Annotated in this window: 19 protein-coding genes; 10 read left to right on the top strand and 9 right to left on the bottom strand. The window is 60.6% G+C overall.

All coding sequences use genetic code 11. From position 1 onward, the window contains the following. The first annotated feature begins 73 nt into the window (after positions 1–73). The 3 genes from hydA to preA all read left to right on the top strand — a co-directional run bounded on the left by hydA (position 74) and on the right by preA (position 4311). Positions 74–1513: a dihydropyrimidinase gene (gene hydA / locus FBY04_RS13570; RefSeq protein WP_145315516.1), complete on the top strand. Its 1440-nt coding sequence runs from the start codon at positions 74–76 to the stop codon at positions 1511–1513. Positions 1514–1668: 155 nt separating this feature from the next. Then, on the top strand, positions 1669–3036 hold the full coding sequence (locus FBY04_RS13565) for an NAD(P)-dependent oxidoreductase (RefSeq protein WP_145315564.1): 1368 nt from the start codon (positions 1669–1671) through the stop codon (positions 3034–3036). Continuing rightward, the gene (gene preA / locus FBY04_RS13560; protein WP_145315515.1) at positions 3037–4311 is read left to right on the top strand and encodes an NAD-dependent dihydropyrimidine dehydrogenase subunit PreA; all 1275 of its coding nucleotides are present in this window, start codon (positions 3037–3039) and stop codon (positions 4309–4311) included. Positions 4312–4453: 142 nt separating this feature from the next. Here the strand turns inward: preA and FBY04_RS13555 are convergent, their stop codons facing one another. Beyond that, positions 4454–5074: a TetR/AcrR family transcriptional regulator gene (locus FBY04_RS13555; protein WP_084320882.1), complete on the bottom strand. Its 621-nt coding sequence runs from the start codon at positions 5072–5074 to the stop codon at positions 4454–4456. A gap of 311 nt (positions 5075–5385) precedes the next feature. On the opposite strand from FBY04_RS13555, the gene FBY04_RS13545 reads away from it, so the two are divergent. The 7 genes from FBY04_RS13545 (at position 5386) to FBY04_RS13515 (ending at position 12587) form a co-directional block, all read left to right on the top strand. Next, the gene (locus FBY04_RS13545) at positions 5386–6687 is read left to right on the top strand and encodes an OprD family porin (RefSeq protein ID WP_145315514.1); all 1302 of its coding nucleotides are present in this window, start codon (positions 5386–5388) and stop codon (positions 6685–6687) included. Positions 6688–6945: 258 nt separating this feature from the next. Next, entirely contained in the window at positions 6946–7764 is an 819-nt protein-coding gene (locus tag FBY04_RS13540) for an NAD(P)-dependent oxidoreductase (protein ID WP_145315513.1), read from the top strand. A 51-nt stretch (positions 7765–7815) separates the two neighbouring features. Continuing rightward, entirely contained in the window at positions 7816–8703 is an 888-nt protein-coding gene (locus tag FBY04_RS13535; protein WP_145315512.1) for an SMP-30/gluconolactonase/LRE family protein, read from the top strand. 68 nt (positions 8704–8771) lie between these two features. Beyond that, positions 8772–9743, top strand: coding sequence for a TRAP transporter substrate-binding protein (locus tag FBY04_RS13530; protein ID WP_084320886.1), 972 nt, complete (start codon positions 8772–8774; stop codon positions 9741–9743). Positions 9744–9821: 78 nt separating this feature from the next. Next, the gene (locus FBY04_RS13525) at positions 9822–10349 is read left to right on the top strand and encodes a TRAP transporter small permease (RefSeq protein WP_084320887.1); all 528 of its coding nucleotides are present in this window, start codon (positions 9822–9824) and stop codon (positions 10347–10349) included. Then, positions 10350–11630, top strand: coding sequence for a TRAP transporter large permease (locus FBY04_RS13520; protein WP_084320888.1), 1281 nt, complete (start codon positions 10350–10352; stop codon positions 11628–11630). A 78-nt stretch (positions 11631–11708) separates the two neighbouring features. Further along, the gene (locus tag FBY04_RS13515; protein WP_145315511.1) at positions 11709–12587 is read left to right on the top strand and encodes an aldose 1-epimerase; all 879 of its coding nucleotides are present in this window, start codon (positions 11709–11711) and stop codon (positions 12585–12587) included. On the opposite strand, the gene FBY04_RS13510 is transcribed toward FBY04_RS13515, so the two are convergent. The 8 genes from FBY04_RS13510 to FBY04_RS13475 form a co-directional block, all read right to left on the bottom strand. After that, a complete protein-coding gene (locus FBY04_RS13510; protein ID WP_084320890.1) occupies positions 12572–14299 on the bottom strand; it encodes a NahK/ErcS family hybrid sensor histidine kinase/response regulator in 1728 nt (575 codons plus the stop codon). The genes FBY04_RS13515 and FBY04_RS13510 overlap by 16 nt on opposite strands. After that, positions 14283–15446, bottom strand: a complete 1164-nt coding sequence (gene ercA / locus FBY04_RS13505) for an alcohol dehydrogenase-like regulatory protein ErcA (RefSeq protein WP_145315510.1) — start codon at positions 15444–15446, stop codon at positions 14283–14285. Before ercA ends, FBY04_RS13510 begins: the two co-directional genes overlap by 17 nt. 214 nt (positions 15447–15660) lie before the next feature. Continuing rightward, complete coding sequence (gene pqqE, locus FBY04_RS13500) at positions 15661–16803, bottom strand: pyrroloquinoline quinone biosynthesis protein PqqE (protein ID WP_145315509.1); 1143 nt, start codon at positions 16801–16803, stop codon at positions 15661–15663. Then, positions 16781–17053: a pyrroloquinoline quinone biosynthesis peptide chaperone PqqD gene (gene pqqD / locus FBY04_RS13495; RefSeq protein WP_084320893.1), complete on the bottom strand. Its 273-nt coding sequence runs from the start codon at positions 17051–17053 to the stop codon at positions 16781–16783. The genes pqqE and pqqD overlap by 23 nt, the downstream gene beginning before the upstream one ends. Beyond that, on the bottom strand, positions 17050–17802 hold the full coding sequence (gene pqqC, locus FBY04_RS13490; RefSeq protein WP_084320894.1) for a pyrroloquinoline-quinone synthase PqqC: 753 nt from the start codon (positions 17800–17802) through the stop codon (positions 17050–17052). Before pqqC ends, pqqD begins: the two co-directional genes overlap by 4 nt. Positions 17803–17925: 123 nt before the next feature. Then, complete coding sequence (gene pqqB, locus FBY04_RS13485; RefSeq protein ID WP_084320895.1) at positions 17926–18840, bottom strand: pyrroloquinoline quinone biosynthesis protein PqqB; 915 nt, start codon at positions 18838–18840, stop codon at positions 17926–17928. A 55-nt stretch (positions 18841–18895) separates the two neighbouring features. After that, a complete protein-coding gene (pqqA, locus tag FBY04_RS13480; RefSeq protein ID WP_003253598.1) occupies positions 18896–18967 on the bottom strand; it encodes a pyrroloquinoline quinone precursor peptide PqqA in 72 nt (23 codons plus the stop codon). Positions 18968–19214: 247 nt separating this feature from the next. Next, the gene (locus tag FBY04_RS13475) at positions 19215–20735 is read right to left on the bottom strand and encodes an aldehyde dehydrogenase family protein (RefSeq protein WP_084320896.1); all 1521 of its coding nucleotides are present in this window, start codon (positions 20733–20735) and stop codon (positions 19215–19217) included. Between the last annotated feature and the right edge of the window lie 197 nt (positions 20736–20932).

The raw sequence follows: 20932 nt of genomic DNA, 5'->3' as shown, positions 1-20932 counted from the left end.
TCCTGTTGACGCTTGCTTCATATAAAACATTTAGAACCGGCACCAGTCGGTCATTGCCTGCGAGGAACTCGGAATGTCTCTGTTGATCCGTGGCGCCACCGTTATTACCCATGATGAAAGTTATCGCGCCGACGTCTATTGCGCCGACGGCGTGATCAAAGCCATCGGCGACAATCTTGATGTTCCGGCGGGCGTCGAAGTGCTCGACGGCAGCGGCCAATACCTGATGCCCGGCGGCATCGACCCGCACACGCACATGCAACTGCCCTTCATGGGCACCGTGGCCAGTGAAGACTTTTTCAGCGGCACGGCGGCGGGACTTGCCGGGGGCACCACGTCGATCATCGACTTCGTGATTCCCAACCCGCAGCAGTCGCTGATGGAGGCGTTTCATCAGTGGCGCGGCTGGGCAGAGAAGTCGGCCTCGGACTATGGCTTCCACGTCGCGATCACCTGGTGGAGCGAGCAGGTGCGCGAGGAAATGGCCGAGCTGGTCAGCCAGCACGGCGTCAACAGCTTCAAGCACTTCATGGCTTACAAGAACGCGATCATGGCCGCCGACGACACGCTGGTGGCGAGTTTCGAGCGCTGCCTGGAGCTGGGCGCGGTGCCGACAGTGCATGCGGAAAACGGCGAGCTGGTTTATCACCTGCAACGCAAGCTGATGGCGCAGGGCATCACCGGCCCTGAAGCGCATCCATTGTCGCGCCCTTCTCAGGTTGAGGGCGAAGCAGCGAGCCGGGCCATTCGCATCGCTGAAACCCTGGGCACGCCGCTGTACCTGGTTCACGTGTCGACCAAGGAAGCGCTCGACGAAATCACCTACGCCCGCAGCAAGGGCCAGCAAGTCTACGGCGAAGTGTTGGCGGGTCATTTGCTACTGGACGACAGCGTCTATCAACACCCGGACTGGCAGACCGCTGCCGGTTACGTGATGAGCCCGCCGTTCCGTCCTCGCGGCCATCAGGAAGCACTTTGGCACGGGCTGCAATCCGGCAACCTGCACACCACCGCCACCGACCACTGCTGCTTCTGCGCCGAGCAAAAAGCCGCGGGGCGTGACGACTTCAGCAAGATCCCGAACGGCACCGCCGGTATCGAAGACCGCATGGCGGTGTTGTGGGATGAAGGGGTCAACACCGGACGTTTCTCGATGCAGCAATTTGTCGCGCTGACCTCCACTAACACTGCAAAGATTTTCAACCTCTATCCACGTAAAGGAGCGATTCGCGTCGGTGCCGATGCGGATCTGGTGCTGTGGGATCCCGAAGGTTCGCGGACGATTTCGGCGAAGACCCATCACCAGCAAGTCGACTTCAACATCTTCGAAGGCAAGACCGTACGCGGGGTGCCGAGCCATACGATCAGCCAGGGCCGTGTGGTCTGGGCCGATGGGGATTTGCGCGCCGAGCGTGGGGCTGGGCGGTATGTCGAACGGCCGGCGTATCCGGCGGTGTTTGATTTGCTGAGCAAGCGGGCGGAGTTGAATCAGCCCGTTGCCGTGAAACGCTGAGATCGAGGCCTTCGGCCCATCGCCAGCAAGCCGGCTCCCACAGTTGAAATGCATTCCCCTGTAGGAGCCGGCTTGCTGCGATCGCGTAGACACAGACGACACAAAAACCAATGCCCACCAGAAGCAGTTACCTCAATAACCGTGAGGCCAACACCGTGATCAAGACCCTGAAGCACCTCCCGCATCCCTACGAGAATGCGGCCGCCCTCGCCGGCCATTTCACCGATCTGGCGCCACCGCTCAACGACCGCCAGGCGCACCTGGAAGCCTCGCGCTGCCTGTACTGCTACGACGCGCCGTGCGTGAATGCCTGTCCGAGCGACATCGACATTCCCTCGTTCATCCGCAATATCCATCAGGACAACGTGCAAGGCGCGGCGCAGAAAATCCTCTCGGCGAACATTCTCGGCGGCAGTTGCGCCCGGGTCTGCCCGACGGAAATCCTTTGCCAGCAAGCCTGCGTGCGCAACAACGCCCATGAATGCGCACCGGTGTTGATCGGCCTGTTGCAGCGCTACGCCGTGGACAACGCGCACTTCAGCGAACACCCCTTCCCTCGCTCCGCCGCCACTGGCAAACGCATCGCCGTGGTCGGTGCCGGGCCGGCCGGTTTGTCCTGCGCTCATCGCAGCGCCATGCACGGGCATGACGTGGTGATTTTCGAAGCACGGGAAAAGGCTGGCGGCCTCAACGAATACGGGATCGCCAAGTACAAACTGGTGGACGATTACGCGCAGAAGGAGCTGGAATTCCTGCTGCAGATCGGCGGCATCGAAATCCGTCACGGGCAGAAACTCGGTGAAAACCTGACCCTCAGCGAGCTGCATCAACAATTCGACGCGGTGTTTCTCGGACTTGGCCTCACCGCCAGCAAACAGCTTGGGCTGGCCCACGAAGATGCGCCGGGCTTGCTCGCCGCCACCGAGTACATCCGCGAATTGCGCCAGGCCGATGATCTGACACAACTGCCTTTGGCCGATCATTGCATCGTCCTCGGTGCCGGTAACACCGCCATCGACATGGCCGTGCAAATGGCCCGCCTCGGCGCGCATGACGTGAATCTGGTGTATCGCCGCGGTGCCGAGGACATGGGCGCCACCCACCACGAACAAGACATCGCCAAAGCCAATCAGGTGCGCTTGCTGACGTGGGCGCAACCCGAAGAAGTGCTGCTCGACGATCAAGGCAACGTGCGTGGCATGCGCTTCGCTCGCACACACCTGGTGGAAGGTCGACTGCAAACCACTGGCGAAACCTTCGAACTGGCCGCCGATGCAATCTTCAAAGCCATCGGCCAGGCGTTCGATTCAAGCGCCCTTGTCGATCCGCTGGCGCGCGAACTCAAGCGTCAGGGCGATCGGATTCAGGTCGATGAACAGCTGCGCACAAGCATTGCAGGCGTGTATGCCGGCGGTGACTGCACCAACCTCGATCAGGACCTCACCGTGCAGGCGGTGCAGCACGGCAAGCTGGCGGCCGAGGCCATCAACGCTCAACTGATGCTCAACGTGGAGGCTGCGTAAATGGCCGATCTTTCGATTGTCTTCGCCGGCATCAAATCCCCCAACCCGTTCTGGCTCGCTTCCGCGCCACCGACCGACAAAGCCTACAACGTGGTCCGCGCTTTCGAAGCCGGTTGGGGTGGCGTGGTCTGGAAAACCCTGGGTGAAGACCCGGCAGCGGTCAACGTGTCGTCGCGCTACTCGGCGCACTTCGGGGCCAACCGTGAAGTGTTGGGTTTCAACAACATCGAGCTGATCACCGACCGCTCGCTGGAGATCAACCTGCGGGAAATCACCCAGGTCAAAAAGGACTGGCCGGACCGGGCGCTGATCGTGTCGTTGATGGTGCCCTGCGTCGAAGAGTCGTGGAAACACATCCTGCCACTGGTGGAAGCCACCGGTGCCGATGGCATCGAACTGAATTTCGGCTGCCCCCACGGCATGCCTGAACGAGGCATGGGCGCGGCAGTCGGTCAGGTGCCGGAGTATGTCGAACAGGTCACGCGCTGGTGCAAGAGGTATTGCTCGCTGCCGGTGATCGTCAAGCTCACGCCGAACATCACCGACATCCGCGTCGCCGCCCGTGCGGCCCATCGCGGTGGTGCCGATGCGGTGTCGCTAATCAACACGATCAACTCGATCACCAGCGTCAACCTCGAGCGCATGGTCGCCAACCCCACTGTCGGCAGTCAAAGCACCCACGGCGGTTATTGCGGTTCGGCGGTGAAGCCGATTGCGCTGAACATGGTCGCCGAGATCGCCCGCGATCCCCAGACGCAAGGCCTGCCGATCTCCGGCATCGGCGGCATCGGCAACTGGCGCGACGCAGCGGAATTCATCGCGTTGGGCAGCGGCTCGGTGCAGGTGTGCACGGCGGCGATGTTGCATGGTTTCCGCATTGTCGAAGAGATGAAGGACGGTTTGTCACGCTGGATGGACAGTCAGGGTTACGCCAGCGTGTCGGAATTTTCCGGGCGCGCGGTGGCCAATACCACCGACTGGAAGTACCTGGACATCAACTATCAGGTGATTGCGAAGATTGACCAGGAGGCGTGTATCGGGTGCGGGCGTTGCCATATCGCCTGCGAAGACACTTCCCATCAGGCGGTGTCCAGCGTCAGGCAGGCGGACGGCACGCATAAATATGAAGTGATCGATGAAGAGTGTGTGGGCTGCAATTTGTGCCAGATCACTTGCCCGGTACAGGACTGCATCGAGATGGTGCCGATGGAGAACGGGAAGCCGTTTCTGGATTGGAATCATGATCCGCGCAATCCCTACCATGTAGCTGTTTGAGTCCGGCGGTGCCTGAGCTGGCGCCTTCGCGAGCAAGCCCGCTCCCACATTTGATCTCCAGCGAACACAGCATTTGTGTACGACAGCAATCAAATGTGGGAGCGGGCTTGCTCGCGAGGGGCCTGCAGCACCACTGAAATCCTCAAGGTTCTAGACCGATCCCCCGCAAAATTACACTCGTCACCGTCTGCACCGCCCGCTCAAACTGCATGTCCGACAGCGGCTGGTGATCGTTCAGGATGTTCACCTGATGATCAAAGTCAGCGTAATGCTGGGTCGAGGCCCAGATCATGTACAGCAGGCTTGAAGGCTCCACCGGCAGGATGCGTTTGTCGTCCACCCACTGACGAATTTTCGCCTCTTTCATCTTGGCCCAGTCGTACAGGCTGGCGTCCAGCGCGACACCCAACGTCGGCGCGCCATGGATGATTTCGTTGGCCCAGACTTTCGAGCCGTAAGGCCGGCTGCGGGAGTGGTTCATCTTGGCGCGGATGTAGCTGCTGAGCACGACGCGCGGGTCATCGAACATCTCGAAACACAAGGCGTCCTGCTTCCACACCTCCAGCAAATCGAACAGCACGGCGCTGTACAACTCGGTCTTGGTGCTGAAGTAGTAATGCAGGTTGGAACGCGGCAGTTGCACTTCGGCGGCGATGTCGGCCATGGCGGTACCGCCGAAACCTTTTTCGGCAAAGACCTTTTCGGCCCCGAGCAGGATTTTCTCGACGTTACTGCGGCGAATCTCGATCTTGTGATTGCCCATGAGGGCTCCCTGACAACAGCGTTGCTCAAGACTAACATCCGCTCTACATCGCGGCGACAGAGGAAAACGAAACTTCGTACGCCCCCCGGTGGGAGCGGGCTTGCTCGCGAAGAGGTCATCACATTCAACATCTTTGCTGCCTGGCCCACCGCTTTCGCGAGCAAGCCCGCTCTCACGGGGTTATACGTGCGCTCAAGTCATCGTATAACTTCTAATTGACAATTCGTGAAACCCTCGCAAATAATCGCCACACTGTTGTACGACGACGTATGACGACAATAAAAACAACAAGAAACATCGGGAGCGTCACAGTGAGCAAGCACGTCCGTAATTCCTTCGCCTGCACCCCTCGCCCATCCTTCGCACGCCGCCATACCCTGAGCCTGATCGGTTGCAGCAGCCTGGCCGTACTCGCCATGCCCATGACCAGTAACGCCGAAGGATTCGTCGATGACGCCAAGGCCACGCTGAACCTGCGCAACGCCTACTTCAATCGCAACTACACCAACCCGGCCTACCCTCAGGGCAAGGCCGAAGAGTGGACGCAAAGCTTCATCCTCGACGCCAAGTCCGGCTTCACTCCGGGCCCGGTCGGCTTCGGCGTCGATGTGCTCGGGTTGTACTCGCAGAAACTCGACGGAGGCAAAGGCACGGGCGGCACCCAGTTACTGCCGATCCACGACGATGGCCGCCCGGCAGACAATTTCGGCCGGATGGGCGTGGCGCTCAAAGGCAAAATCTCCAAGACTGAATTGAAGGTCGGGGAATGGATGCCGGTGCTGCCGATCCTGCGCTCCGATGACGGTCGCTCGCTGCCGCAAACCTTTCGCGGCGGCCAGGTGACGTCCACCGAGATCAGCGGCCTGACGCTCTACGGCGGCCAGTTCCGGCAGAACAGCCCGCGTAACGATGCGAGCATGGAAGACATGTTCATGAACGGAAAATCGGCAGCCTTTACCTCGGACCGTTTCAACTTCGGCGGCGGTGAATATGCGTTCAACGAGAAGCGCACCCAGGTTGGCGTCTGGTACGCAGAACTCAGCGACATCTACCAACAGCAATATTTCAACCTGAGCCACAGCCAGCCTATCGGCGACTGGACCCTGGGCGCCAACCTCGGCTACTTCATCGGCAAGGAAGACGGCAGCGCCCTGGCCGGCGACCTCGACAACAAAACCGCGTTCGCCATGCTCTCGGCCAAGTACGGTGGCAGTACGTTCTATGTCGGCTTGCAGAAACTCAGCGGCGACGACGCCTGGATGCGCGTCAACGGTACCAGCGGCGGCACCCTGGCCAACGACAGCTACAACTCCAGCTACGACAACGCCAGGGAGAAATCCTGGCAGCTGCGTCATGACTACAACTTCGTGGCACTCGGCATTCCCGGCCTGACGATGATGAACCGCTACATCAGCGGCGATAACGTGCACACGGGCGTGATTACCGACGGCAAGGAATGGGGTCGCGAATCGGAACTGGCCTACACCGTACAGAGCGGACCGCTGAAGAACCTTAACGTCAAATGGCGCAACGCAAGCATCCGCAAAGACTTCAGCACCAATGAATTCGATGAGAATCGCATTTTCGTCAGCTATCCGATTTCGTTGTTGTAAGCCCACAGACAATCCCCCCCTGTAGGAGCCGGCTTGCTGGCGATGGGCGCACAAGCAACGCGTTTATCCAATGGGTACGCGCAATCGTTAACGCCCATCGCCAGCAAGCCGGCTCCTACAAGGGGTGGCGTTCAACCCTCTGTCAATTTCCGCCAAAGTCGCGTTGACAAGACCCGGAAACCCTAACGATACTTCGGCGAAGTCATACGACAACCTACAACAAATTCTGACAACAATAATTAGCGTCCAGGAACTGCCATGACCACTACGCCCAACGCCCCTTTCAATCGCCTGCTGCTGACCGGCGCCGCCGGTGGCCTCGGTAAAGTGCTGCGCGAAAGCCTGCGCCCTTACGCCAATGTGATTCGCCTGTCGGACATCGCCGATATCGCGCCAGCCATCGATGACCGCGAAGAAGTCGTACCCTGCGACCTCGCAGACAAGCATGCCGTGCATCAATTGGTCGAAGACGTGGATGCGATCCTGCACTTCGGTGGCGTCTCGGTTGAACGCCCGTTCGAAGAGATCCTCGGCGCCAACATCTGTGGCGTGTTCCACATCTACGAAGCGGCGCGTCGCCATGGCGTCAAGCGAGTGATTTTCGCCAGTTCCAACCACGTCATCGGCTTCTACAAACAGGACGAAGTGATTGACGCCCACTCCCCTCGCCGCCCGGACAGCTACTACGGCTTGTCCAAGTCCTACGGCGAAGACATGGCCAGTTTCTACTTCGACCGCTACGGCATCGAAACCGTCAGCATCCGCATCGGCTCCTCGTTCCCGGAGCCGCAGAACCGCCGGATGATGAGCACCTGGCTGAGTTTCGGTGACTTGACCCACTTGATCGAGCGCGCCTTATACGCGCCGAACGTCGGTCACACCGTGGTGTATGGCGCCTCCGACAACAAGAACGTCTGGTGGGACAACCGTTTCGCCACCGCGCTGGGGTTTGCGCCTAAGGACACGTCTGAAGTGTTTCGCGAAAAAGTCGAAGCCCAACCGATGCCGGCCGCTGATGACCCGGCCATGGTCTATCAGGGTGGCGCTTTTGTCGCGGCGGGCCCGTTCGGTGACTGAATCACGCGTCTCGCTTGATCCCCATAACAAAAGCCAAGGGAATGAGTTGCCATGCAAGCCGAATTGATTGTCGATGCCCGCAACGCGGTCGGTGAAAGCCCGGTGTGGGTATGCGAGGAAAACGCCCTGTATTGGGTCGATATCCCCACTGGGGGCCTGCAACGCTGGAATGCCGGAAACGGTCACGTCGACGCCTGGACTGCACCGCAAATGCTCGCCTGCATCGCGCGTCACAGCGACGGCAGCTGGGTCGCTGGGATGGAGAGCGGATTCTTCAGCCTGCGCCCGCACAACGATGGCAGTCTCGACAGCGAACTGCTGGCCCACGTCGAGCACTCACGTAAAGACATGCGCCTGAACGATGGTCGTTGTGATCGCCAGGGCCGTTTCTGGGCCGGCAGCATGGTGCTGAACATGGGCGCCAACGCAGCCGAGGGAGCGCTGTATCGCTACGCCGATGGCCAGCGTGGCCCACTTGCAGCGCAACTCGGCGGATTCATCGTTCCCAACGGCCTGGGCTTCAGCCCGGACGGCCGGACGATGTACCTCTCGGACTCCCATCCCCAGGTCCAGCAAATCTGGGCGTTCGATTACGACCTCGACAGTGGCGAACCGTCCAACCGTCGACTGTTTGTCGACATGAATCAGTACCAGGGTCGCCCCGATGGCGCGGCGGTAGACGCCGAAGGCTGCTACTGGATCTGCGCCAACGACGCCGGGCTGATTCACCGTTTCACCCCGGATGGCCGGCTGGACCGTTCCCTCAGCGTGCCCGTTAAAAAACCAACCATGTGCGCCTTCGGTGGCAGTCGACTGGACACCCTGTTTGTGACCTCGATCCGCCCCGGTGACGACCATGACGAGCAATCACTGGCCGGTGGGGTGTTCGCCCTCAATCCCGGCGTGAAAGGCTTGCCCGAACCTCAGTTCAACCTCTAGCGACACCTGCTTGTGCTGCACCGCTGCGCCTTTGAATACAAAAAAAATAACAATACGGAGACACACCCATGGACTTCAAACGCACCTTGCTCGCCGCTGCACTCCCCTTGGCTTTTACCCTCAGCAGCGCTGCGAACGCGCTGGAAATAAAATTCGCCGATATCCACCCCGCCGGTTACCCGACGGTCGTCGCGGAAGAACAGCTGGGCAAGACGCTGGTAGCCGACAGCAACGGCGCACTGACCTTCAAGATGTTTGCGGGCGGCGTGCTCGGCTCGGAAAAGGAAGTGGTAGAACAGGCCCAGGTCGGCGCCATCCAGATGGCGCGTGTCAGCCTCGGGATCGTCGGGCCGGTGGTGCCCGACGTCAACGTGTTCAACATGCCCTTCGTGTTCCGCGACCAGGCGCACATGCGCAAAGTCATCGACGGTGAAGTGGGTGACGAAATCCTCGACAAGATCACCAACTCCGAATTCAACCTGGTCGCCCTGGCCTGGATGGACGGTGGCACACGCAACCTCTACACCAAAAAACCGGTACGCAGCATTGCAGACCTCAAGGGCATGAAAATCCGCGTGCAGGGCAACCCGATGTTCATCGAAACCATCAACGCCATGGGCGGTAACGGCATTGCGATGGACACCGGCGAAATCTTCAGTGCCTTGCAGACCGGGGTGATCGACGGCGCGGAAAACAACCCGCCGACCCTGCTTGAACACAACCACTACCAGAATGCCAAGTTCTACAGCCTGACCGGCCACCTGATCCTGCCTGAACCCATCGTGATGTCGAAAATCACCTGGAACAAACTCACCCCCGAGCAACAAGTCCTGGTGAAGAAAACCGCCAAGGCCGCACAGGCGCAGGAACGCACCCTGTGGGACGCCAAATCCGCCAGCAGCGAAGAGAAACTCAAGGCAGCAGGCGTCGAGTTCATTACCGTCGACAAAAAACCTTTCTATGAAGCCACAGCCTCGATTCGCGAAAAATACGGCGCGCCTTACGTCGACCTGATCAAGCGCATCGAAGCCGTTCAGTAACCCTCCCTGCATTCATGAAAGGCCCTGCGCCGCTGACGTTGGTGTACGTCTGCGCGCGCCCGGTTACGGTGGAACCCGATGAAGAATCTACTGCTGCGTATCAACGACAGGATTTACATGACCTGCATCTGGGTCGCGGGCCTGTCAGTCCTGGCCATTTCCCTGATCATTCCGTGGGGCGTCTTTGCCCGGTACGTCCTTGGCACCGGCTCCAGCTGGCCTGAGCCCAGCGCAATTTTGCTGATGATGGTGTTTACCTTCATTGGCGCGGCGGCCAGCTACCGCGCTGGCGCGCACATGGCGGTGGCCATGCTCACCGACCGCATGGCGCCGAAACTGCGCAAAGCCATGAGTATTTTTTCCCAGTTGTTGATGGCGACCATTTGCCTGTTCATGGCGATCTGGGGCACCAGGCTGTGCCTGTCCACCTGGAACCAGTTCATGAGCGCCCTGCCCACCTTGCGTGTCGGTATCACCTACATGCCGATCCCGATTGGCGGGGTGCTGACGCTGATTTTCGTGCTGGAAAAACTCTTGCTCGGTGACCAGAGCAACCGTCGGGTCGTGCGTTTCGACCTGGTTGAAGAAAGCGAAGGTGCCGCATAAATGGACGCTCTGATTCTGCTGGGCAGCTTTATCGCGTTGATCCTGATCGGCATGCCGGTCGCCTATGCCCTGGGACTGTCCGCCCTGATCGGGGCGTGGTGGATCGATATTCCGTTCCAGGCGCTGATGATTCAGGTCGCGGGTGGAGTGAACAAATTCTCCTTGTTGGCGATTCCGTTTTTCGTGTTGGCGGGCGCGATCATGGCCGAAGGCGGCATGTCGCGACGGCTGGTAGCGTTTGCAGGGGTGCTGGTGGGGTTTGTGCGCGGAGGTCTGTCACTGGTCAACATCATGGCCTCGACCTTCTTCGGCGCAATTTCCGGTTCTTCAGTGGCAGACACCGCATCGGTCGGTTCGGTACTGATTCCGGAAATGGAACGCCGTGGCTATCCGCGCGAGTTCGCCACCGCCGTGACCGTCAGCGGTTCAGTGCAAGCCTTGCTGACACCGCCGAGCCACAACTCGGTGCTCTATTCGCTGGCCGCTGGCGGCACGGTCTCGATCGCCTCGCTGTTCATGGCCGGCGTCGTGCCGGGTTTGTTGATGAGCGCGTGCCTGATGGTGCTGTGCCTGATCTTCGCGAAGAAACGCAACTACCCCAAGGGCGAAGTCATTCCCCTGCGCCAGGCCCTGAAAATCTGCGGTGAAGCCCTGTGGGGGCTGATGGCGATGGTGATCATCCTCGGCGGGATTCTCTCGGGTATTTTCACCGCCACTGAATCGGCGGCGATTGCGGTGCTCTGGTCGTTCTTCGTGACCATGTTCATCTACCGCGACTACAAGTGGAGCGAGCTGCCGAAACTGATGCACCGCACGGTGCGCACGATCTCGATCGTGATGATCCTGATCGGCTTCGCTGCCAGCTTCGGCTACATCATGACGCTGATGCAGATCCCGGCGAAGATCACTACGATGTTCCTGACCCTGTCGGACAACCGTTACGTGATCCTGATGTGCATCAACGTGATGCTGCTGTTGCTCGGCACGGTGATGGACATGGCGCCGCTGATCCTGATTCTGACGCCGATTCTGATGCCGGTGATTCTGGGCATTGGTGTGGACCCGGTGCAGTTCGGCATGATCATGCTGGTGAACCTGGGCATCGGATTGATAACACCGCCAGTAGGTGCGGTACTGTTTGTGGGGTCGGCCGTGGGTAAAGTCAGTATCGAGAAGACCGTGAAGGCGTTGCTGCCATTTTATGGCGTGCTGTTCCTGGTGCTGATAGCCGTGACCTATATTCCGGCACTGTCGCTGTGGTTGCCGCATCTGGTGTTGTAACGACCGCGACGGTTGACCTGCAGGAGCCGGCTCCTGCAGGTACGCCGTTTCACCCCTCACTATTTATCGCTGGTGAACATGACGCCCCTACTCCTCGAGCTCGAAGACGAGTTCACCCACCTCACCCTCGCCCCGGAAATCGGCGCAGCCCTCGTCAACTGGACCGTGCGCAGCAGCGGTCAGCCGTTGTTGCGCCACGGCGATGCTCACGCACTGCGCACCGGCCTGCCCGGCAAACTCGGTTGTTTTCCCTTGGTGCCATGGTCCAACCGCATTTCCGATGGCGGTTTCGATCGCCCGGACGGCTGGCTCGCGCTTGAGCCCAACAGCCTTACCGATCCCCTGCCGACTCACGGCAGCGCCTGGCAGCAGCCATGGCAAGTGGTCTCGCAGGCCCGCGATGAAGTCGTCTTGCAACTCGACAGCAACACACCCTTTGCCTATCGCGCCAGGCAGCGTATCCAGCTCAGCAAGGGCAAGCTGAGCATCGAGCTGCACGTTACGCACCTGGCCGAGCGTGCCGCGTGGCATGGCCTGGGGTTGCACCCGTATCTGCCGCGCACCGCCGGCACACGGTTGCAGGCCAAGGCCGAACAGGTCTGGTTGTGCGACACCTCGAAGCTGCCGACCCGACTCGCCCCGTTGCCTGCCGAATGGGATTTCCGTCAGCTCAAGCCCCTGCCCGACACACTGGTCGACAACGGTTTCTGCCAATGGGATGGCCATTGCCTGATCCAGCAACCGGACCTCGGTTATGAACTGGAATGCCAGGCCCGCGGCAGTGATTACTACCTGCTCTACTGCCCGGTGGACCTGGCGTTTTTCTGCATCGAACCGGTGAGCCATCCGGTCAATGCGCACCACTTGCCCGGTCGGCCCGGATTAGTGTTGCTGGAGCAAGGTCAATCCGCCGAACTGGGTTTCAGCCTGCAATACCGCGTTTACCCCAGTAACTGACTCAGCACTGCGCGCAACTTGCCGGGTTTCACCGGTTTGTTCAGCAACGGCGCATCCAGCCGCTGCAAGGAGCGCCGGCACTGATCGGTGCGGTCCGCGGTGATAATCACTGCGGGAATGGTCTGGCTGAAATGTTCGCGCAAGTGCCGCACCACCTCACAGCCCACCACCCCGTGATCGAGGTGATAGTCCGCCAGAATCAGTTCCGGCGCCTGGCCCTGCAACGCGGCCAGTGCCGAGGTTTCGTCGGTGGCGACGACCACTTCGCAACCCCATTGCCCGAGCAATGCGCTCATGCTTTCCAGAATGCTCACTTCATTGTCCAGCACCAGTAACCGCCGGCCCGGCAACGGATTACCGGTACCCGGCTGAGGCGCCGCGAGGCTGATGGGTAACGGAACCTCATGGGAAATCGGCACCTCAATGCTGAACATCGAACCGCGTCCCGGCAGCGAATGCACCTGGATCCGGTAGTCGAGGATCTTGGCGATGCGTTCGACGATTGCCAGCCCCAGCCCCACGCCTTTGCGGTCGGCAGCACGGCCAACGTCCAGTTGATTGAATTCGAGGAAGATCGAGTCGAGGCGATCCGCCGGGATCCCGCGCCCGGTGTCCCAGACTTCCAGACGCAGTCGGTCGCCGCGACGCCGGGCCCCGAGCAGGATGCTGCCTTGATCGGTATAGCGGCAGGCGTTACTGAGGAAGTTGCGCAGGATGCGGGTCATCAGGCGCAGGTCGGTGCGAATGGCGAAATCGCCCCTGTGCACGCGCAAACGCAACCCGGCCGCATCGGCCACTGACCGGAACTCGGACACCAGCGGCCCAAACAATTCATCGAGGCGGTACAACGCGACATCCGGTTTGACCGCGGCCTGATCGAGCCGGGAAATGTCCAGCAAATCGGTGAGCAAATCCTCCGCCCCTTCCAGGGCCTGATGGGTGCGTTCGACCAGCACCTGTTCGACGTCCGGCAGTTTGCGCTCACGCAGGGTCGAGATCAGCAAACGCGCGGCGTTGAGGGGTTGCAGCAGGTCATGACTGGCGGCGGCGAGGTATTTGTCCTTGCTGCGATTGGCGGCCTCGGCGGCGTCACGGGCATCGCGCAAGGCCTCGGCGATCTGTTTACGCTGGGTGATCTGTTGCTGCAGGTTGCGGTTGGCTTCGAGTAATTCGTCGGTGCGCGCGGTGACACGCTGTTCCAGTTCGTCATTGAGCTGTTGCAGCCGCTGCTGGGCCTGTTTGCGTTCGGTGATGTCGGCGACAAAACCCTCCACCAACCCTTCCTGATCGGGCTTGAGCAGCAGGTTCATCAGTACGTCGAGGCTGCTGCCGTCCTTGCGCCGCAACTGGGTTTCATAGCCATGCAGGCTGCCCTGATGCCGGAGGATTTCACCGATGTTTTCCAGTTCCCGGGCGCCGCCGACAAACAGGTTGCTCGCCAGATCCGCCAGGGAAAACAACACATCCTGAGGGTTTTCATAACCCAGCATCCGCGCCAGTGCCGGGTTCGCGGCGCGCATGCCTTCGAGCAGGCTGGCCTGGAAGATCCCGTGCACCGCATTTTCGAACAGCCACTTGTAGCGATTACGCTCCGCTTCGAGCTCGTCGAGGCGCGCGGCGAGTTCCGGGTAATGGCTCTTGCGCGCCGAGTGGCTGCCTAATCCGAGTAACCCCGCCAGCGCGCGTTGTTGTTCGTCAGAGGGCTTCGCCATAGACGACCTCGACATCGCGCTGGCTGGATTCGCGCGGGTTGGTCAGGATGCACGGGTCGTGCATGGCGTGTTGCGACAGGAACGGGATGTCTGCCGTGCTGACACCGTGCAAACCGAGGGTTTCGTGAAAGCCGATGGCGTGTTTCAACGCGATCAGGTGCTCGACCAGACGCCCGCAGATCTGCCGGTGATTGAGGCCTCGGCAATCGATGCCGAACGTCTCGGCAATCACCTTGAACCGTTCCGGCGCGGAGCTGTAATTGAAGGCCACCACGTGCTCGACCAGCACCGCGTTACACAAGCCGTGCGGCAAGTCGAGAAAACCGCCAAGGCTGTGGGACATGGCGTGCACCGCGCCGAGGATCGCGTTGGAGAACGCCAGCCCGGCCTGCATGCTGCCGAGCATGATCTTCTCACGCAGGGCGATGTCGCTCGGGTTGGCGATCATCTGCACCAGGTTGCCGTTGATCAGGCGCATCGCTTCCAGCGCATGGGGGTCGGTCAAGGGACCGTGACCGGTGGACACGAAGGCTTCGATGGCATGCACCAACGCGTCGATACCGGTACAGGCCGACAGGAACGGGTCCATGCTCAGGGTGGTTTCCGGGTCGATCAGCGACACGTCCGGCACCACTGCCTTACTGACGATGGAGAACTTCATGCGTTCTTGCTGGTTGGAAATGATCACGAACTGCGAGACATCCGCCGAGGTGCCCGCGGTGGTCGGAATCAGGATCAGCGGCGGGCTGGGCACGCGGATGGTATCGACGCCCTCGAACTCAAGGATGCTACGCCCGTGGGCGACGACGATGCCGATGCCTTTGCCGCAATCCATCGGGCTGCCGCCGCCGACCGCCACGATCACATCGCAGTGGTTTTCCTTGTACAGCTCGGCACCAAGCATGACTTCTTCAACCCGTGGGTTGGGCGAAACGTCGCTATACAGAAAGTAATCGATGCCCTGCGCTTGCAGGCTGGCCTCGACATCGGCGACCCAACCGGCGGCGATCACGCCGGGATCGCTGACGACCAGGACCTTGCGGGCGCCAAAGGTCTTGGCGTAGTTGCCGACGTTATGCCGACAGCCGGCACCGAAGATGATTTCAGGGGAAACGAATTTACGCAGCTGGCTGAGACTCTGGCTCATTGGAAAGCCTGTTTTTTATTGTTTTGAAAGGTAAAGCCACACTAACCCATCCGGCTGTGAATGCAATCAGACCAATGGCTGGTCCCCATTCACCGCAGATCAATTGTGGGAGCGGGCTTGCTCGCGAAAGCGGTGGGTCAGTCGACATCAATGTTGAATGCAATGCCGCCTTCGCGAGCAAGCCCGCTCCCACAGGGGATTTGTGTTGATTGATTTATCCGCGATAGATCAGCCGCGATGCCTTCTCGTTACGCAAGGTCAATTGTTCCATCCCCTGCCCCGGCGCATCGGCTTCCTCGCGTGCCTTGAGAATCACACCGTGGTGCGGCGACTTGCTGCACACCGGGTCGGCATTGGCGGCATCACCGGTCAGCATGAACGCCTGGCAGCGACAGCCGCCGAGGTCCTTGTGCTTTTCATCGCAGGAGCGGCACGGCTCCTTCATCCAGTCGTCGCCGCGAAAGTGGTTGAAACCGAAGGAATCGGTCCAGATGTGCTCGATGCTGTGCTCACGCACGTTGGGAAACGTCACCGGCAATTGCCGGGCGCTATGACAGGGCAACGCCGTACCGTCCGGGGTGATGTCGAGGAACAGATTGGCCCAGCCGTTCATGCAGGTCTTGGGGCGCTCTTCGTAATAATCCGGGGTGACGAAGATCAGCTTGCACGGATGGCCCTGCGCCTCGAGCCGTTGGCGATACTCATTGGTGATGCGCTCGGCGCGCTGCAATTGTTCGCGGGTCGGCAGCAGGCCCACGCGGTTGAGCTCGGCCCAACCATAGAACTGACAGGTGGCCAGTTCGACGAAATCCGCCTCCAGTTCAAGGCACAAGTCGATGATCCGGTCGATGTGATCGATATTGTGCCGATGGGTGACGAAATTCAGCACCATCGGATAACCCTGGGCTTTCACCGCGCGGGCCATGGCGAGCTTCTGCGCGAACGCCTTGCGCGAGCCGGCGAGCATGTTGTTGACCGCTTCGTCGGCAGCCTGGAAGCTGATCTGGATGTGGTCGAGCCCGGCGACCTTGAAATCACGGACCTTCTGTTCGGTCAGGCCGATACCCGAGGTGATCAGGTTGGTGTAGTAACCCATGTCCCGTGCGGCTTTGATCAATTGCGCCAGGTCCTGGCGCACCAACGGCTCGCCACCGGAAAAACCCAGTTGCGCAGCGCCCATTTCCCGCGCCTCACGGAACACGCGAATCCATTCTTCGGTACTCAATTCCGCGCCTTGTTGAGCGAAATCCAGCGGGTTGGAACAATAGGGGCATTGCAGCGGACACCGATACGTCAGCTCCGCCAACAGCCACAGCGGTGGCCCCGGACGCGACTCATTCGATCCAGAATTGAGCATGGGCCACCTCCAGAAATGCCAGCACATCCTCGTCGATCCCCGGCACACCGGGAAAACTCGCCGAGAGTAAATCGATGATCACCGCCACACTGCGCTGACCGTCCAGCAGATCGAGAATCTGCCCGGCACTGGCGTTGAGTTTGATCATGCCTTCGGGGTACAGCAGCACATGACAGTCCTGACGCGGCTCCCACTGCAAGCGAAAACCCTGGCGCAACGTGGGTGATTGCTCCCGTTTGATCAGGCTCACAGCGCGATCCCCCGGTGCCAGACGTGCTCGGTTGTCACCGTGTGATACGGCGGGCGTTCCAGCTCGTAGGCCATGCTCATGGCGTCGAGCATGCTCCACAGTACGTCGAGCTTGAACTGGAGGATTTCCAGCATCCGCTGTTGGCCTTCGACGGTGACGTAATGTGCCAGGGTGATGCGCAAACCGTGCTCGACATCACGCCGCGCCTGACTCAGGCGCGTGCGGAAATAGTCGTAGCCGGCGACGTCGATCCACGGGTAATGCGTTGGCCAGGCGTCGAGCCGTGATTGGTGGATCTGCGGTGCGAACAGCTCGGTCAGCGAACTGCTGGCCGCTTCCTGCCAGCAGGCGCGACGGGCGAAATTGACGTAAGCGTCCACGGCGAAGCGTACGCCAGGCAATACCAGCTCCTGGGACAGGATCCGTTCACGGTCCAGACCCACTGCTTCACCGAGGCGCAGCCAGGCTTCGATTCCACCTTCGCTGCCAGGCACACCGTCGTGGTCGAGAATCCGTTGCAGCCATTCGCGGCGCACGTCGCGGTCCGGGCAGTTGGCCAGAATCGCGGCATCCTTGAGCGGAATGTTGATCTGGTAGTAGAAGCGGTTGGCGACCCAGCCCTGGATCTGCTCGCGAGTGGCGCGACCGGCGTACATGGCTTGGTGGAAGGGGTGGTGGATGTGGTAATAGGCGCCTTTTGCACGCAAGGCCTGCTCGAATTCGGTGGGGGTCATGGGCGTGTCGGTCATTGCGGGGCTCCGGGAAAGCTGCTGTGTCTGATCTGGCCTCATCGCTGGCAAGCCAGCTCCCACAGGTTTTGTGTACTCCGCAGAACCTTGTGGGAGCTGGCTTGCCAGCGATGGCGCCAACGGCTACAACTCAATACTCATGCCGTCATAGGCCACTTCGATCCCGCGTCGCTCCAGCAACGCCCGCTCAGCCGAGTCTTCATCGAGGATCGGATTGGTGTTGTTGATGTGGATCAGCACCTTGCGCTGGCGGCTGAAACCCTCAAGCACTTCAAGCATGCCGCCCGGTCCGCTTTGCGGCAGGTGGCCCATTTCACTGCCCAGGCTCTGGCCGACTTCACACACACGCATCTCGTCATCGCGCCACAACGTGCCGTCCAGCAACAAACAGTCGGCGCGTTGCATCCAGCTCGACACCTCATCGTCGATCTGGCCCAGGCCCGGCGCATAGAACAGCGACGCGCCAGTGCGCAGGTCTTCGATGAACAGGCCAATGGTGTCGCCCGGCTGTGGATTGCCACGATTGGGCGAATAAGGCGGCGCGTTGCTGACCAACGGAATCGCCCGAAACTGCAAATGCCTGCACGCCGCGATAGTGAACGGCTTGCGGTCCAGCCCCACGGGTTGCCACTGCAAACCGCCGTTCCAGTGCTTGAGCATGGTGAACAACGGGAAACCGCTACTCAGGTCTTCATGAACCCGCTCGGTGCACCACACTGAATGCGGGCAACCTTCGCGCAGGCTCAACAGGCCGGTGCAATGGTCGATCTGGCTGTCCATCAGGACCACGCCGGCAATCGCCGTGTCGCGCAAGCGGCGGGCCGGTTGCAGCGGCGCGAAACTCTCGAGTTGCGCGCGGATGTCCGGGGACGCATTGCACAGCACCCAGTCCACACCGTTGTCGCTCAGGGCAATGGAAGACTGCGTACGCCGTTGCGCCCGCAGACTGCCGCTGCGCAGACCGGCGCACTGGCGGCAATTGCAGTTCCATTGCGGAAAACCACCGCCAGCGGCGGAACCGAGAACGCGAATGTGCATGGGCAATGCTCCAGAAGGCAGGCCCGGCCAACGCAGCGGCTGGCCGGGTGCACGATCAGCGGTTGGCGAAATACATCGTTACTTCGAAGCCAATGCGCAGATCGGTAAACGCGGGTTTAGTCCACATGGGTCAATCCTCTTCTTGTGCCGGACGATTCCGGTAAAGCCATTAATGCACGGGGCGGCAGGCGCCCGAATGCTACTTTGGAAGGAGGTTGTGGGGTGCGTTGGTAGGGGGTTGGCAGATGCACAAAACCAATGTGGGAGCGGGCTTGCGCGCGAAAGCAGTGTGTCAGTCAGCGTACAAGTCGACTGACACACCGCATTCGCGAGCAAGCCCGCTCCCACAGGGGGATACGGTGTGTTGGCGGAAGTTAGAAGAACCCGAGCGGATTGATGTCGTAGCTCACCAGCAGGTTTTTGGTCTGCTGATAGTGGTCGAGCATCATCTTGTGGTTTTCACGACCGACACCGGATTTCTTGTAGCCGCCGAACGCAGCGTGCGCCGGGTACAGGTGGTAGCAGTTGGTCCAGACACGCCCGGCCTTGATCGCCCGGCCCATGCGGTACGCACGGTTGATGTCGCGGGTCCACAGGCCGGCGCCGAGGCCGAATTCGCTGTCGTTGGCAATCGCCAGGGCTTCGGCTTCGTCCTTGAATGTGGTGATGCCCACCACCGGGCCGAAGATTTCTTCCTGGAACACGCGCATCTTGTTGTGGCCCTTGAGCAGGGTCGGCTGGATGTAGTAACCCGTCGACAGGTCACCCTCCAGGCGTTCGGCCGCCCCGCCGGTGAGCAGCTCGGCGCCCTCCTCCTGGGCAATTTTCAAGTACGAGAGGATCTTGTCGTATTGCTGCTCGGACGCCTGGGCGCCGACCATGGTTTCGGTGTCCAGCGGGTTGCCGCGCTTGATCTTGACGATCTTCTGCATCACCACTTTCATGAAGTCGTCGTAGATCGATTCCTGCACCAGGGCGCGGGACGGACAGGTGCAGACTTCGCCCTGGTTGAAGAACGCCAGCACCAGGCCTTCGGCGGCTTTCTCGATGAACTGCGGCTCGGCGTTCATGATGTCTTCGAAGAAAATGTTCGGCGACTTGCCGCCCAGTTCAACGGTGCTCGGAATAATGTTCTCGGCCGCGCATTTCATGATGTGCGCACCAATCGGGGTGGAACCGGTGAAGGCAATCTTGGCGATGCGCTTGCTGGTGGCCAGTGCTTCACCGGCTTCGCGACCGAAACCTTGCACGATGTTCAACACACCGGCCGGCAGCAGATCGGCGATCAGTTCGGCGAAGATCATGATCGACAACGGCGTCTGCTCCGCAGGCTTGAGCACGATGCAGTTACCGGCAGCCAGGGCCGGGGCGAGTTTCCACGCGGCCATCAGCAGCGGGAAGTTCCACGGGATGATCTGCCCGACTACGCCCAATGGTTCGTGGAAATGGTAGGCGGTGGTCAGCTCGTTGATCTCGGCAGCGCCGCCTTCCTGCGCGCGGATGCACCCGGCGAAATAACGGAAGTGATCGGCAGCCAGCGGCACGTCGGCGTTCAGGGTTTCACGCACGGCCTTGCCGTTGTCCCAGGTTTCGGTGACGGCGAGGATTTCCAGATTCTCCTCAATGCGGTCGGCGATTTTCAGCAGCACCCGCGAGCGGTCCTGCGCCGAGGTCTTGCCCCAGGCATCGGCTGCGGCGTGAGCGGCGTCGAGGGCCTTGTCGATGTCGGCGGCGCTGGAGCGCGGGAACTCGGCGATCACTTCACCGGTGACCGGCGAGGTGTTAGTGAAGTATTCGCCATTGACCGGCGCGACGAACTCGCCGCCGATGAAGTTGCCGTAGCGCGCCTTGAACGTGACGACGGCGCCTGGTGTTCCGGGTTGTGCGTAGATCATGGTGAGCCTCTGTCTGGGTCGATGCCTGTCGGGCAAACAGGCGATGAACCGATAGTAGAGAGCCCCGCGTGCCGAACGAATGCGCCGTTGGCAGGGGGGTTCTCGTTATTTGGTCGTAGGTTTCACACAAATCCCAATGTGTGCGGGCTTGCTCGCGAAGGCGGTACGGCAGTCAACCAATGTGTTGAATGTGAAGC

Source organism: Pseudomonas sp. SJZ080 (assembly GCF_007828295.1).
In the GTDB taxonomy this organism is placed as follows: domain Bacteria; phylum Pseudomonadota; class Gammaproteobacteria; order Pseudomonadales; family Pseudomonadaceae; genus Aquipseudomonas; species Aquipseudomonas migulae_A.
The sequence above is the reverse complement of the archived record's forward strand: the minus strand, read 5'-3'. Positions and strand labels throughout refer to the sequence as shown.

Coding starts and splice junctions, on each gene's coding strand:
- preA (WP_145315515.1), top strand. CDS start 3,037: ATGGCCGATCTTTCGATTGTCTTCGCCGGCATCAAATCCCCCAACCCG.
- FBY04_RS13510 (WP_084320890.1), bottom strand. CDS start 14,299: ATGGCGAAGCCCTCTGACGAACAACAACGCGCGCTGGCGGGGTTACTC.
- pqqE (WP_145315509.1), bottom strand. CDS start 16,803: ATGCTCAATTCTGGATCGAATGAGTCGCGTCCGGGGCCACCGCTGTGG.
- FBY04_RS13515 (WP_145315511.1), top strand. CDS start 11,709: ATGACGCCCCTACTCCTCGAGCTCGAAGACGAGTTCACCCACCTCACC.
- FBY04_RS13530 (WP_084320886.1), top strand. CDS start 8,772: ATGGACTTCAAACGCACCTTGCTCGCCGCTGCACTCCCCTTGGCTTTT.
- FBY04_RS13555 (WP_084320882.1), bottom strand. CDS start 5,074: ATGGGCAATCACAAGATCGAGATTCGCCGCAGTAACGTCGAGAAAATC.
- FBY04_RS13525 (WP_084320887.1), top strand. CDS start 9,822: ATGAAGAATCTACTGCTGCGTATCAACGACAGGATTTACATGACCTGC.
- FBY04_RS13520 (WP_084320888.1), top strand. CDS start 10,350: ATGGACGCTCTGATTCTGCTGGGCAGCTTTATCGCGTTGATCCTGATC.
- ercA (WP_145315510.1), bottom strand. CDS start 15,446: ATGAGCCAGAGTCTCAGCCAGCTGCGTAAATTCGTTTCCCCTGAAATC.
- FBY04_RS13535 (WP_145315512.1), top strand. CDS start 7,816: ATGCAAGCCGAATTGATTGTCGATGCCCGCAACGCGGTCGGTGAAAGC.
- hydA (WP_145315516.1), top strand. CDS start 74: ATGTCTCTGTTGATCCGTGGCGCCACCGTTATTACCCATGATGAAAGT.
- pqqC (WP_084320894.1), bottom strand. CDS start 17,802: ATGACCGACACGCCCATGACCCCCACCGAATTCGAGCAGGCCTTGCGT.
- pqqB (WP_084320895.1), bottom strand. CDS start 18,840: ATGCACATTCGCGTTCTCGGTTCCGCCGCTGGCGGTGGTTTTCCGCAA.
- FBY04_RS13475 (WP_084320896.1), bottom strand. CDS start 20,735: ATGATCTACGCACAACCCGGAACACCAGGCGCCGTCGTCACGTTCAAG.
- FBY04_RS13540 (WP_145315513.1), top strand. CDS start 6,946: ATGACCACTACGCCCAACGCCCCTTTCAATCGCCTGCTGCTGACCGGC.